The following is a 12021-nucleotide window of genomic DNA, read 5'->3' as shown; positions in this document are numbered from 1 at the left end:
GCGCGCCCAGGAGCGCCCCGCGGCAGAAGGCGTCGAGCGCCGCCCGGTCCTCCGCGCCGCGCTCGACCGCCTCCGCCAGCGCGTCGCGCGCCGCGGCCATGGTGAGCAGCATGTTGGTGCCCGTGTCGCCGTCCGGGACCGGGAAGACGTTGAGCGCGTCGATCTCCTCGCGCCACGCCGTGAGACCATCGGTCGCCAGGTCCGCGAACCGGACGACGGTCGCGAGGCTCACGGTCTGCACCCGGCCACCTTAGAGCGCGTTGGGGAACTCGGCGTCGAGCGCGCGCTCAGTGACCAGGTCAGTGACCGGGTACGACGATTTCCGCCCCGTGGCCGGGCTGCGTTACTCTCTTTCGGTTGTCCGGCCCCGGCACCCGCCGTACGGGCTGGACGTCCATCAGACCTAGAAGATCAACCCCAGGAGTTCACGGTGGCTGCCGTCTGCGACATCTGCGCCAAGAAGCCGGGCTTCGGCAACAACCGGCCGTGGTCCCGCAAGATCACGAAGCGTCGCTTCGACCCCAACATCCAGCGCGTGCGTGCCACCGTCAACGGCACCCCCAAGCGCCTCAACGTCTGCACCGGCTGCCTCAAGGCCGGCAAGGTCTCGCGCTGACCTGCGCACCCGAGTGAGAGAAGCCGCCTCCGGGCGGCTTTTTTCATGGCCCCGGACAGGTCGGCCGAGGCCGTCCGGAGCGCATCGGTGGTGTCTGCGCCCGATCCGGCGAGGCGGCGGCCGATTCGACCGACATGTCTATGGTCGGACCATGGCGACTGTTCTGGTGACGGGTGCGAGCGGCTTCGTCGGGCGCCACGTCGTCCCGGCCCTGATCGACGCGGGTCACCGCGTGCGGGCCATGACGCGACACCCCGAGGACTACGAGGGTCCGGGCGAGGCGGTCTTCGGCGACGTCCACGACCCCGACTCCCTCGGACCGGCGCTCGACGGCGCCGACATCGCGCTCTACCTCGTCCACTCCCTCGGCAGCGAGGACTTCGAGCGGCTCGACGCGGAGGCGGCAGAGGCCTTCGGCCGTACGGCGGCCCAGGCCGGTGTCTCGCAGATCGTCTATCTCGGCGGCCTCGGCAGCGACGACGAGGAGCTCTCGCCGCACCTGCGCTCGCGACGCGAGGTCGAGCGGATCCTGGGGATGGCCGGGGTGCCGGTGACGGTGCTGCGCGCCGCGGTCGTGATCGGGGACGGCGGGATCTCCTGGGAGATCACCCGCCAGCTCGTGCACAACCTGCCCGCCATGGTCGTGCCGGAGTGGACCTCCACGCGGAGCCAGCCGGTCGCGCTCGACGACGTCGTGCGCTACCTGGTCGGCGTGACCGGCCGCGAGGAGGCGATCGGCCGGGTGTTCGAGATCGGCGGGGCCGACGTCCTGACCTACCGGGAGATGCTGCAGCAGGCGGCCGAGGAGATGCGGGGCCACGGCGTCCCGATCGTGCCGGTGCCGGTCCTGACCCCACGGCTCTCCTCGCACTGGATCGGGCTGGTGACCGACGTCGACGTGCCGACGGCCAAGACGCTGATCGACTCGATGTCGACCGAGGTCGTCCAGACCGACACCTCGATCCGCGAGCTCGTCCCGGGCGAGCCGCTCAGCTATCGCCAGGCCGTGCGCCTCGCACTGGCGCAGCGGCTGTAGCCACGGCCTCCTGCGCCGGGCTCAGGAGAAGAGCGGCGGCAGCGCGTAGAGCATCGCCATGGCCCACACCGCGTGGGTCGCGGCCGAGGCGAGCACGCCGCCGGTGACCCGGCGCTCGACGGCCGTCACGAGCCCCAGGACGAGGGCGGCGAAGACGAGCATGACGTTGCCCGTCGCCGCCGTCACGACCGCGTAGACCGCCGTGCTGATGGCGACCGGGTGCCGCTCGAGGCAGCCGTAGAGGGCGCCGCGGAAGAACAGCTCCTCGGCGATGCCGCTGACGAGGGTCACGACGGTCACGAGCGGCAGGTTGCCGCGGTCGGCGTAGTCGAGCACCGACGCCACGTAGTCGTCGAGCCCGGGGATGAGCCGGACGATGAGCCCCCCGACGACGAACACCAGCCCGAGACCGGCGCCGACCGCGAGCCCGACGAGGGTCCACAGCGCCCGGCGCGGGCGCTCGGCCGCACGGTCGAGCCTGAGCTGCCCCGACGCCAGCGCGACGAGGGTCCACAGCGCGGCCAGCATCAGCGTCGCCGGATAGAACCAGTCGTTGCCCGGCGGGATGTGGAGCGAGACGCCCAGCGCGATCGTGCCCAGGATCAGGCCGAGGATCACGACGATCCGCGGCCGGCTCATCGAGTCGGCCATCGCGAGTCAGGAGAGCCTGCGGCCGTAGTCCGGCAGGTCGAAGGATCGCTCGACATAGCCGCCGCGGACGTCGCTCGGGAGGTTCCCCACCGAGGCGATGATCGTGTAGCCCCGAGCGACGAGCGACCTGCGGCAGCGCGTCTTGCTCGCGACCAGCCCCTCGCCGCTCCGTCGGCCGCAGATGCCGTCGACGGTGTAGCCGGCGCGCCGGAGGGTCGGCCGCTGCCGCTTCGCGTCGGCGGCGTACCGCCCCGTGACGAAGAAGACCGACACGTCGAGCTCGGCAGCGCGCCGGGCGAAGGCGAGCGTCTTGCGCACCGGGCGCGGCCACGCGTAGTGGGTCGCCAGCGCCGTGTTGTCGATGTCGAGTACGACGGCGAGCCGGTCTCCCCCGCGCGCGACCCGTCGCTGCAGAGAGGGGATCGCCGGCTTCATCGCGACCGCGACGTCGTGCAGCCAGACCTTCTTCGAGGGCAGCCCGTCTGTCCGCGCGGCCCGCGCGTGCGCCGGCGCGACCAGCATCGTGAGCGCGAGCAGGACACCGGCGAGCGCGGAGAGCCTGGGGAGGGAGCGCATGCGACTCACCCTAGGCGCTGGGTGGATCCGGGCTCATCTCCTGACCGGCCCTTCAGAAGTGCGTCCATCCCGCCGGGCCGTCCCAGGGCGCTCCGTCGACGGTCACGCGGGGGCCGTCGGCGCCGGGCTCGGCGACCGAGCCGATCACCGCCCAGCCCTCGGGCAGCGGCGTCCACTCGGGGAAGGTCGCGAGCAGGGCGTGGTCGTCGCCGCCGGTGAGCGCGAAGGTGACGGGGTCGACGTTGAGGGCCATCCCGACGGCCTGGAACGCCTCGGGCACCGCGAGCGCCGCGGGCCGCACGTCGATGGCGACGCCGGAGGCAGCGGCCAGATGTCCCGCCTCGGCCAGCAGGCCGTCGGAGACGTCGATCATCGAGGTCGCGCCAGCCTCGGCGGCCGCCCGCCCGGCGGCGTACGGCGGCTCGGGACGCTGATAGGCGGCGACGACCGCCCGGGGCGACCGGAACCCGCGCGCGAGGACGGCCAGCCCGGCGGCCGCCCAGCCCTGGCGTCCGGCCAGCGCCAGGACGTCCCCCGGCCTGGCGCCCGAGCGGAGCACGGGTGACTGCGCGACCGCGCCGATGACGGTCACCGCGATCACGATCTCGTCGGCGCGAGTGAGGTCGCCGCCGACGACCGAGGCCCCCACCAGCGAGCACTCCTCGGCGAAGCCGCTCGCCAGGTCCAGCACCCACTGGACGGGCAGGTCGGCCGGGGCGGCGAGGCTCAGCGTCAGCGAGTGCGCGACGCCGCCCATCGCGTTGAGGTCGGAGAGGTTCTGCGCGGCCGCGCGGTGGCCGATGTCCACGGCAGCCGCCCAGTCGCGGCGGAAGTGCCGGCCCTCGACCATGAGGTCGGAGGAGACCACGACGTGACCCTGGCGGATCCGCAGCAGCGCCGCGTCGTCGCCGGGGCCGACCAGCACATGTTCACCCTGGGGAAATCTGGCTGTGAGCTCCCCGATCACGCCGAACTCGCCCAGGTCGGCGAGGGTCCTGCCCCCGATGCTGCTCGCCACGGGGATATCCCACCATGTGCTGTAGGTTGCTTGAGTTATTTCACGCCTCAGCAGGGCTCAGCAGGCGCCTTCAGTCATCAGCAACCAGTCATCAGCAGGGAGTTCGCACATGGTCGTGCAGGCTTACATCCTCATCCAGACCGACGTCGGCAAGTCCGAGTCGGTGGCCGCGGCCGCGTCCGCGACCAAGGGGGTGACCCTCGCCGAGGGAGTGACCGGGCCCTACGACGTGATCGTCCGTGCCGAGGCCCGCAACATCGACGAGCTCGGCAAGATGGTGGTCGCCAAGGTGCAGGCGATCGAGGGCATCACCCGGACCCTGACCTGCCCGGTGGTGCACATCTGACATGACGGCCGCATCGATCGAAGCCCTCGGAGGGCCCATCGCCGTCATCGCCGGCGGTCTCTCGCACGAGCGCGACGTGTCGCTCGCGAGCGGGCGCAACCTGGTGCGCGAGCTGCGCGCGTCGGGCGTCGAGGTGACGTCGTACGACTTCGACCGGAACCTGCTCCACCAGTTGCAGCGCGACAAGGTCGTCGCCGCGGTCCCCACGCTGCACGGGCAGTTCGGCGAGGACGGCGAGATCCAGACGCTGCTCGAGCTCATCGACCTGCCGTACGTCGGCAGCGGCTCGCGCGCCTGCCGGGTGGCCTACGACAAGGGCACGTCGCGCGAGCTCCTCCGCCGCGCTGGCATCCCCGTCCCGGACTCCGTGGGCCTGTCGGCGCAGACCTTCCGCGACATCGGCGCGGTCGCGCTGATGGAGCACGTGATGGACCGGCTCGGCACCCGCGTGGTCGTGAAGCCGACCCGCGGCGGCTCCGCGCTCGGCGTCACCGGCGTCGACGGGTTGAGCGAGCTGCCGTCGGCGCTGGTGGGCACCTACGCCTACTACGACGAGGCGCTGATCGAGCGCTTCTATCCGGGCGTCAACGTGTCGGTCGTCGTGCGCGACACCGACTCCGGCCCCGCCCCGCTGGCGCCGATCGAGATCGACTTCGTCAAGGGCCACGAGTTCGACTTCTCCGCGCGCTACACGGCCGAGTACGTCGGCCTGCGCCGCCCCGACTTCTCTGCCGATGTGGTGACCGCGCTCGGCGACGCGGCCGTCGCCGTGCACGAGCTCCTCGGCCTGCGCGACCTCTCCCGCACGGACTTCATCGTCGAGCCCGACGGCTCGTTCGTGGTGCTGGAGGCCGCCATCACGCCCGGCGCGACCGAGACCTCGGTGATGCCGTTCGCCTGCGTCGAGTCCGGCACCACCCTCGGCACCGTGATGGTCGACCTCGTCGGCCGCGCCCTGTCGCGCTGACGGGGTGGAGTTACCGGTTAACCGGTAACTAGGGAACTTCTCGGGGGGCGTGCCGGCCGAGAAGTTCCCCTTTCGCCGGTTAACCGGTGACTCCACCCTCGGTCGCGAACCTCTCGCGCGGCACGCACCCAGGGCCCATGCTGGGAGCGTGACGCTCGCGCAACGCGGCCTGCTGGCCTTCGTGATCCTGAATCTCGGGTACGCCGTGTGGGGGCTGTTGGCCAACCCCGTCTTCGGGCCCTGCGCCGACGAGCCGCGAGTGCGGGTGCTCGGCGTCGACTTCAACGGCTGGCACGCACTGGCCGGCCTCCTGCTGTTCGGGCCGGGGCTACTGGCCGCACCGCTCCGAGCATGGGCGGTGCGCTGGTGTCTCCTCGCCGCCGGCGTCCTGATCGCCACCGCCGTCTGGACGGCCTTCGACACCACCCCGCTGGGACTGCTCTGCTTCCCGCACCCGGTCGCCGACAACGTCTTCCACCTCGGCTCGGCGGCGGTCCTGCTCGCCTGCGCGTGGTGGGTCAGGGTCAGCGCAGGCCGCGGGGGCGCTCCAGAGCGAGGGCGATCAGCTCGTCGATGAGCTCGGCGTACGACATGCCGGTGGCCTCCCACATCTTCGGGTACATCGAGATGGGGGTGAAGCCGGGCATGGTGTTGATCTCGTTGACCGTGATCTCGCCGTCGGGGGTCACGAAGACGTCGACGCGCGACAGCCCCTCGGCGCCGATCGCCTCGAACGCCTCGACGGCGATCTGCCGCACCCGCTCGGCGACCTCGGGCGGCAGGGAGGCGGGGGCCTCGGTGCGGGCCTGGGTGGCGGAGACGTACTTCGCCTCGAAGTCGTAGAAGTCGGCGCCCTCGGCCACCTCCACGACGATCTCCCCGGGCACCGACGCCCGCGGCGCGCCGCCGTCGCGGCCGCCCAGCACGGCGCACTCGATCTCCCGCCCGGCGAGCCCGGCCTCGATGAGCACCTTGGGATCGTGCCGCTGGGCCTCGGCGATCGCGGCCTCCAGGTCCTCGTAGGAGTCCACTCTCGTGACACCCAGCGACGACCCGGCGCGCGCGGGCTTCACGAACAGCGGCAGCGCCAGCTCCCGCGCCCTCGCGAGTACGACGTCGGGCGACTCGCGCCACTCGCGCGGTCGCGCGACGACGTACGGGCCGACGGGGAGGCCGCGGCCGGAGAAGACGAGCTTCATGAACTCCTTGTCCATGCCCACCGCGGAGGCGAGCACGCCGGCGCCGACGTAGGGCACGTCGGCGAGCTCGAGCAGCCCCTGGACCGTGCCGTCCTCGCCGTAGGGCCCGTGCAGCACGGGGAACACCACGTCGACCGAGCCCAGCACCTGCTCGGCGAGCACGACCTCGTGGCCGGTCGTCGTGACGGCGGGCAGGTTGCCGCCAGCCAGCTGCGGCCGGGCCAGGCTGTCGGCGGCGAGCACCCACTGACCGCTGGTCGCGATGCCGATCGGCACCACCTCGTAGCGGTCGGGATCCATCGCGCCGAGGACCCCCGCGGCGGTCGCGATCGAGACCGGGTGCTCACCGGACCGGCCGCCGAACAGCAGGGCTACGCGGATCTTCTGGCTCACCCACGCCAACCTACGCGAGCGCCTCGGCCACCTCGAAGAGGCGCGCCCCGTTGGACGCCTTGACCACCACCACGTCGCCCGCGGCGAGCTCGTCGCGGAGCCACGCGATGGCCGCGGGGTTGTCCGGCACGAAGGCCGCGCACTCCCCCGCGCCCGTCTCGATCGCCTGGGCCGCCTGGCCGACGACCAGCACCCGGTCGGCCCGCGCGGCGGCGTAGGCGCCGATGCCGGCGTGCTCGTGCTCGCTGTCCTCGCCGAGCTCGCGCATCTCGCCGAGGACCGCGACGCGACGCCCCGTCGTCTCGATCGCGGCCAGGGCGTCGAGCGCGGCGCGCATGGAGTCGGGGTTGGCGTTGTAGGCGTCGTTGAGCAGCGTCACGCCGCTGGCCAGCTCGTGCAGCTCCATCCGCCACTTCGACAGCGCCGCGTGGGCGAGCGCCTCACCGCTCGTCGACAGCGGTACGCCGGCGGCCAGCCCGGCCGCCGCGGCGGCTGCCGCGTTGAGCGCCTGATGCCGCCCGACGAGCGGGAGCGCGACGTCGACGGCCTCGCCCCGGGCGTGCAGGCGGAAGGACGGCCGGCCGAGCCGGTCGAGGGCGAGGCCGGTGACGCGGACGTCGGCGTGCTCGGCCTCACCGAAGGTGACGACCGGGCCATCGGTGAGGGCGCGCATCGCGATCACGCGGGGGTCGTCGGCGTTGAGCACGGCGGTCCCCCCGTCGACGATGCCCTGCACCAGCTCGCCCTTGGCGCGGGCGATCGCGTCGCGGGAGCCGAACTCGCCGAGGTGCGCCTGGCCGACGTTGAGCACGACGGCGACGTCGAGCGGAGCGAGCGCGGTGAGCTCGGCGATGTGTCCGATGCCGCGCGCGCCCATCTCGAGCGCGAGGTAGCGGGTCTTCTCGTCGGCCCGCAGGATGGTGAGCGGGACGCCGAGCTCGTTGTTGAACGAGCCGAGCGTCGCGACCGCGTCGCCTGCCGCCGCGAGGACCGTGCCGAGCAGGTCCTTGGTGCTGGTCTTGCCCTGCGAGCCGGTCAGCCCGACGACGGTGATCTCGCCGCCCTGCCGCAGCTCGGCGAGGACGTGCGACGCGAGCCGCTGCAGTGCGTCCTGGGTGTCGCCGACCACCACCGTCGGCAGCGTCGTCGGGCGGCTGCCGAGCACCGCGACGGCCCCCGCGTCGCCCGCCTGCGCGGCGAACTCGTGCCCGTCGGTGTGCTCGCCCACGAAGGCGACGAAGAGCCCGCCCGGCTCCGCCAGGCGGCTGTCGATCACGGCCGGCGCGGTCACCGTGACCGGCCCGCTCCCGCCGTCCGGGCCGCCGGCGATCTCGCCGCCGACGATGCGGGCGATGTCCTCGAGACTGAGCGGGATCACGTCAGCCCACCTTACGGGCCCTCGCTGGGTGGGTACGGGAGACTGGCCGCATGACCGACACCCCCGCGCTGAAGCCCGAGACCATCGCCGTCCAGGCGGGCCGCCCGGCGCACGAGCCGGACCAGCCGCTCAACGTCCCGATCACGATGGCGTCGACGTACGTCGGCGGCGGGGACAAGGAGTACGGCCGCTACGCCAACGACGCGTGGGCGGCCTTCGAGGAGGCGCTCGGCGCGCTCGAGGGCGGGCGGGCGCTCACCTTCTCCAGCGGGCAGGCAGCCACCGCCACGCTGCTGGACCTGGTCGACGACTCGACGGTCGTCTGCGGCCAGGCCTACCTCGGCACGACGGGACAGCTGGCCGATCTCGAGGCCCGCGGCCGGCTGCGGACCAAGCTGGTCGACATCGCCGACACGCCCGCCGTCATCGCGGCGCTGGACGACGACACGGCGCTGCTGTGGATCGAGTCGCCGACCAACCCGGAGATGGCGCTCGCCGACCTGCCGGCGCTCATCGCCGCGGCGCACGAGCGCGACATCCGGGTCGTCGTGGACAACACGCTCGCGACCCCGATCCTCCAGCAGCCGCTCGCGCTGGGCGCCGACATCGTGCTGCACTCGGTGACGAAGTACCTCGCGGGCCACTCGGACGTGAACCTCGGCGCGCTCGTGGTTCGCGATGAGGAGCTGTGGGCGGTGCTCAAGGGCCGCCGCGACCTGATCGGCGCCATCCCCGGACCGTTCGAGGTGTGGCTGGCGCTGCGCGGGCTGCGGACGCTGCCGCTGCGGGTCAGGGCGGCGTCGGCCAACGCCGCCGAGCTGGCCCGCCGGCTCGCGGAGCACCCCTCGGTCCACGAGGTGCGCTATCCCGGGAGCGGGGCGATGCTGGCCGTCGTGCTCGCCTCCGCGGAGGCGGCCGAGCTGGTCACCCACGCGACGCTGCTCTGGGTCCACGCCACCTCGCTCGGCGGGGTCGAGTCGACCTTCGAGCGCCGGCGCCGGTGGAAGGGCGAGTCCCAGGACGTCCCCGAGGGACTGGTGCGCCTCTCCGTCGGCATCGAGGACGTCGACGACCTCTGGGCCGATCTCCTCCGCGCACTCGACCGCGCACGCTGAGCGCGGCGTAGGTTGGCGCGGTGACCGACGACGAGGACACCGTGATCGAGTTCGTGCCGCCGCTCATCGCCCTCCTGCTGCACTCGGAGCGCGAGAAGGGCAGTGCTCTCACCGAGGACGAGGTGATCGCGGTGCGCGACGGCGCCACCTGCATCCGGTCGCCTCGCACGGTCGCCGAGGCAATGGCCGAGAGGCGCGGCTACGACGACCTCGACCCCGAGCGGGTCTGGGAGGAGTGGCAGGAGGTCCGCACGGTGCTCAACCCGGAGTGATCCGACCCCAGCGCCGACTCGGTGGCCCGACGCCAACCGTGCCGGTCGGGCCGGCCGCCGTGATCGCGGCACCGCGACGCCGTACGCCGTCGTCCGCGACGGCCGTGGCGGGCGAGGGCGAGTCGCACGAGGATGGCGACGCCCAGGCCGACCGCGCCGCGGCGGTCGGGGCCGCCCGCCGGCCGGAATTCGATGAGTCCGTCAGTCGGTGGAGCCGAGGACGGCCCGCAGGTCGAGCTCGACCGGGGACAGGCAATCACCCAGCACCGACAGGGCTGGGACATGTCTCTAGTCGAGCTCGGACTTCGTCGGACGCTCCAGCATCGCGTCCATCAGGTCGAGCGCGGTGAGGCGGCCGGCGACGACGTCGTCAACGGCGGCGACGAGGGGGTGGTCGACCTCGTGCCGGGTGGCCAGAGCCCGCAGCGACGCGCAGGACTTCGCTCCCTCGGCGACCTGGCGGGTCTCGGCGACGACGTCCTCGACGCTCATCCCCTTGCCGAGCTTCTCCCCGAAGGTGCGGTTGCGCGAGAGCGGCGAGGAGCAGGTGGCGACCAGGTCGCCGAGCCCGGCCAGGCCCATGAGGGTGATCGGGTTGGCGCCCATCCGCATGCCGAGGCGCGCGGTCTCGGCGAGCCCGCGGGTGATGACGGTGGCGACGGTGTTGTCGCCGAAGCCCAGCCCGACCGCCATGCCGGCGGCGAGCGCCACGACGTTCTTGTAGGCCCCGCCGAGCTCGCAGCCGACGACGTCGGTGGAGGTGTAGGGCCGGAAGGCCGGGCTGTGCACCCGCGCCTGGAGCCGCTGCACGACGTCCTCGTCGACGCACGCGACGACGCCGGCGGCCGGCTCACGGCGGGCGATCTCGGCCGACAGGTTGGGCCCGCTGACGACGGCGATCCGGTTGGGGCCGGCCCCGGTGACGTCGGCGATGACCTCGCTCATCCGGTCGAGGGTGCCGAGCTCGACGCCCTTCATCAGCGACACCAGCACCGCGTCCGTCGGCAGGAACGGCGCCCACGCGACGAGGTTGGACCGCAGCGCCTGCGACGGCGCCGCGAGGACGACGATGTCGGCTCCGTCGACGGCCCTCTCGACGTCGTGCGTGGCCGAGACCGTCGGCGGCAGCTCGATGCCCGGGTGGTACTCCCGGTTCTCGTGCTCCTCGGTGATCGTCCGCGCGACCTCCTCCCGGCGGGCCCACATGGTGACCTCGTTGCCGGCGTCGGCGAGCACGATCGAGAACGCCGTCCCCCACGAGCCCGCGCCGAGGACGGCGACCTTGCCGGCGCTCACACGGACCCCTCGCCGTGGGCGCTCCGGTCGGGGTTGCCGGTGTCGCGGACGCCGGCCTTGCGGGGGTCGAAGAGCTCGGCCGGCGGCTCCTCGCCGCGCAGGTCCGCGACCAGCCCGACGATGGCCCGCATGATCCGGTCGGTGGCGACGTCGAGGAGCTGCCGGTTGCGCGGCTGGGCCGCGAGGTCAGAGAGGTCGACCGGGTCGCCGACCTTCATCCGGACGCGCTTGCGCGGGATCGGGCGGAACTTCTTCTCGTAGCCGTTGAGGAGGTACTGCGCGCCCCACTGCCCGACCGGGATGACGGGGGCGCCGGTCTCCAGCGCGATCCGCGCGGCGCCGCTCTTGCCGACCATCGGCCAGCCCGCCGGGTCCTTGGTGATGGAGCCCTCGACGTAGACGACGATGAGGTTGCCCGCGTTGACGCTGTCGATGGCCTCACGCAGCGCCTCGATCCCTCCGGACGCGCGCTCGACCGGGATCTGGCCGGCAGCCCGCATGAAGCGGCCGAACTGCTTGTTCTTGAAGAGCGTCGACTTCGCCAGGTAGTGCGACTGACGCCCCCAGTCCCACGTCAGCCGCGCGGCCGTGAGCGGGTCGATGTGGGAGACGTGGTTGAGGGCGAGGATCACGCCGCCGGTCGCGGGGATCTTCTGGCCGTCGATCCACTCGGGTCTCGTCGTGGCCTTCAGGAAGCCCATGATGATCGGCTCCGCCGCCCGGTAGGTCCCGCTGATCGGCTGCTCCGGCTTCCTGAACTTGCCCACGATCCCGCAGGCTACCGCCTCGGGCGTGTCTCCTCGTCCGACCGGCGACCTGCAAGGATCGGCATCGATGACCAGCCCATCCCCGAGCCACGTCGCGACCCATGTCGTGATCCTGCCCGTGAAGCCTCCGGCGCGCGGCAAGTCACGGCTCGTGGGCGTCTCCGAGACCGTACGCCGGCGGCTGGCCGAGTCGTTCGCGCTGGACACGGCCGCCGCCTGTCTGGCGACGCCCGTCGTCGGCGCGGTGCTGGCGGTGACCGACGACGCCGACTTCTCCCGCGAGCTGATCGCCCTCGGCTGCGCCGCGATCCCCGACGGGGTCAGCGACGACCTCAACGGCTCGCTGGTGCAGGCGGCGCGCGAGGCGGCGCGCCGGTGGCCCGCGCTGCGG

General features: G+C 72.9%; 14 protein-coding genes and 2 pseudogenes. 8 read left to right on the top strand and 8 right to left on the bottom strand.

Annotated features, from left to right (window positions below; all coding sequences use genetic code 11):
- Nucleotides 1-241, bottom strand: a pseudogene (locus tag QM572_RS19000) (Dak phosphatase); the annotation flags it as partial.
- Nucleotides 242-430: 189 nt separating this feature from the next.
- Here QM572_RS19000 and rpmB point away from each other — a divergent pair.
- Together rpmB and QM572_RS18990 are read left to right on the top strand one after the other, a co-directional pair.
- Nucleotides 431-616 (top strand): 50S ribosomal protein L28, encoded by a 186-nt coding sequence (gene rpmB, locus QM572_RS18995; RefSeq protein WP_028645381.1) that lies wholly within the window; start codon nt 431-433, stop codon nt 614-616.
- A 151-nt stretch (nt 617-767) separates the two neighbouring features.
- Nucleotides 768-1652 (top strand): NAD(P)H-binding protein, encoded by an 885-nt coding sequence (locus QM572_RS18990; protein WP_415095544.1) that lies wholly within the window; start codon nt 768-770, stop codon nt 1650-1652.
- 21 nt (nt 1653-1673) lie between these two features.
- On the opposite strand, the gene QM572_RS18985 is transcribed toward QM572_RS18990, so the two are convergent.
- The 3 genes from QM572_RS18985 to QM572_RS18975 are packed head-to-tail and all read right to left on the bottom strand — an operon-like array spanning nt 1674 to nt 3903.
- Nucleotides 1674-2303 (bottom strand): CPBP family intramembrane glutamic endopeptidase, encoded by a 630-nt coding sequence (locus QM572_RS18985; RefSeq protein WP_415095543.1) that lies wholly within the window; start codon nt 2301-2303, stop codon nt 1674-1676.
- A gap of 6 nt (nt 2304-2309) precedes the next feature.
- Nucleotides 2310-2879, bottom strand: a complete 570-nt coding sequence (locus tag QM572_RS18980) for an HAD family acid phosphatase (protein WP_415095542.1) — start codon at nt 2877-2879, stop codon at nt 2310-2312.
- Nucleotides 2880-2931: 52 nt separating this feature from the next.
- Nucleotides 2932-3903, bottom strand: a complete 972-nt coding sequence (locus QM572_RS18975) for a thiamine-phosphate kinase (protein WP_415095545.1) — start codon at nt 3901-3903, stop codon at nt 2932-2934.
- A 103-nt stretch (nt 3904-4006) separates the two neighbouring features.
- On the opposite strand from QM572_RS18975, the gene QM572_RS18970 reads away from it, so the two are divergent.
- The 3 genes from QM572_RS18970 (at nt 4007) to QM572_RS18960 (ending at nt 5787) form a co-directional block, all read left to right on the top strand.
- Complete coding sequence (locus QM572_RS18970) at nt 4007-4243, top strand: Lrp/AsnC ligand binding domain-containing protein (RefSeq protein WP_415095541.1); 237 nt, start codon at nt 4007-4009, stop codon at nt 4241-4243.
- Between the two features lies 1 nt (nt 4244).
- On the top strand, nt 4245-5210 hold the full coding sequence (locus QM572_RS18965) for a D-alanine--D-alanine ligase family protein (protein WP_415095540.1): 966 nt from the start codon (nt 4245-4247) through the stop codon (nt 5208-5210).
- A 148-nt stretch (nt 5211-5358) separates the two neighbouring features.
- Nucleotides 5359-5787, top strand: coding sequence for a DUF4383 domain-containing protein (locus QM572_RS18960; protein WP_415095539.1), 429 nt, complete (start codon nt 5359-5361; stop codon nt 5785-5787).
- Here the strand turns inward: QM572_RS18960 and QM572_RS18955 are convergent.
- Nucleotides 5735-6802: a D-alanine--D-alanine ligase family protein gene (locus tag QM572_RS18955; RefSeq protein WP_415095538.1), complete on the bottom strand. Its 1068-nt coding sequence runs from the start codon at nt 6800-6802 to the stop codon at nt 5735-5737. The two genes, QM572_RS18960 and QM572_RS18955, sit on opposite strands and share 53 nt — an antisense overlap.
- Nucleotides 6803-6812: 10 nt before the next feature.
- Nucleotides 6813-8180: a UDP-N-acetylmuramoyl-tripeptide--D-alanyl-D-alanine ligase gene (locus QM572_RS18950; protein WP_415095537.1), complete on the bottom strand. Its 1368-nt coding sequence runs from the start codon at nt 8178-8180 to the stop codon at nt 6813-6815.
- A gap of 50 nt (nt 8181-8230) precedes the next feature.
- Here QM572_RS18950 and QM572_RS18945 point away from each other — a divergent pair, with 50 nt between their 5' ends.
- Entirely contained in the window at nt 8231-9295 is a 1065-nt protein-coding gene (locus QM572_RS18945; protein WP_415095536.1) for a trans-sulfuration enzyme family protein, read from the top strand.
- Between the two features lie 20 nt (nt 9296-9315).
- Complete coding sequence (locus QM572_RS18940) at nt 9316-9567, top strand: hypothetical protein (protein WP_415095535.1); 252 nt, start codon at nt 9316-9318, stop codon at nt 9565-9567.
- A 288-nt stretch (nt 9568-9855) separates the two neighbouring features.
- On the opposite strand, the gene QM572_RS18935 is transcribed toward QM572_RS18940, so the two are convergent.
- Nucleotides 9856-10863 (bottom strand): NAD(P)H-dependent glycerol-3-phosphate dehydrogenase, encoded by a 1008-nt coding sequence (locus QM572_RS18935; protein WP_415095534.1) that lies wholly within the window; start codon nt 10861-10863, stop codon nt 9856-9858.
- On the bottom strand, nt 10860-11630 hold the full coding sequence (locus tag QM572_RS18930; protein ID WP_415095533.1) for a lysophospholipid acyltransferase family protein: 771 nt from the start codon (nt 11628-11630) through the stop codon (nt 10860-10862). Before QM572_RS18930 ends, QM572_RS18935 begins: the two co-directional genes overlap by 4 nt.
- Before the next feature lie 67 nt (nt 11631-11697).
- Here QM572_RS18930 and QM572_RS18925 point away from each other — a divergent pair.
- Nucleotides 11698-12021 (top strand): annotated as a pseudogene (locus QM572_RS18925) (2-phospho-L-lactate guanylyltransferase); the annotation flags it as partial.

It is taken from the genome of Nocardioides sp. (assembly GCF_047607365.1).
Lineage (GTDB): Bacteria > Actinomycetota > Actinomycetes > Propionibacteriales > Nocardioidaceae > Nocardioides.
This window is presented reverse-complemented; position numbering and strand designations above follow the sequence as displayed.

What these genes read in the sequence shown, in the direction of transcription:
- QM572_RS18990 (WP_415095544.1), top strand. Translation starts at nt 768, where the DNA reads ATGGCGACTGTTCTGGTGACGGGTGCGAGCGGCTTCGTCGGGCGCCAC.
- QM572_RS18985 (WP_415095543.1), bottom strand. Translation starts at nt 2,303, where the DNA reads ATGGCCGACTCGATGAGCCGGCCGCGGATCGTCGTGATCCTCGGCCTG.
- QM572_RS18980 (WP_415095542.1), bottom strand. Translation starts at nt 2,879, where the DNA reads ATGCGCTCCCTCCCCAGGCTCTCCGCGCTCGCCGGTGTCCTGCTCGCG.
- QM572_RS18970 (WP_415095541.1), top strand. Translation starts at nt 4,007, where the DNA reads ATGGTCGTGCAGGCTTACATCCTCATCCAGACCGACGTCGGCAAGTCC.
- QM572_RS18965 (WP_415095540.1), top strand. Translation starts at nt 4,245, where the DNA reads ATGACGGCCGCATCGATCGAAGCCCTCGGAGGGCCCATCGCCGTCATC.
- QM572_RS18945 (WP_415095536.1), top strand. Translation starts at nt 8,231, where the DNA reads ATGACCGACACCCCCGCGCTGAAGCCCGAGACCATCGCCGTCCAGGCG.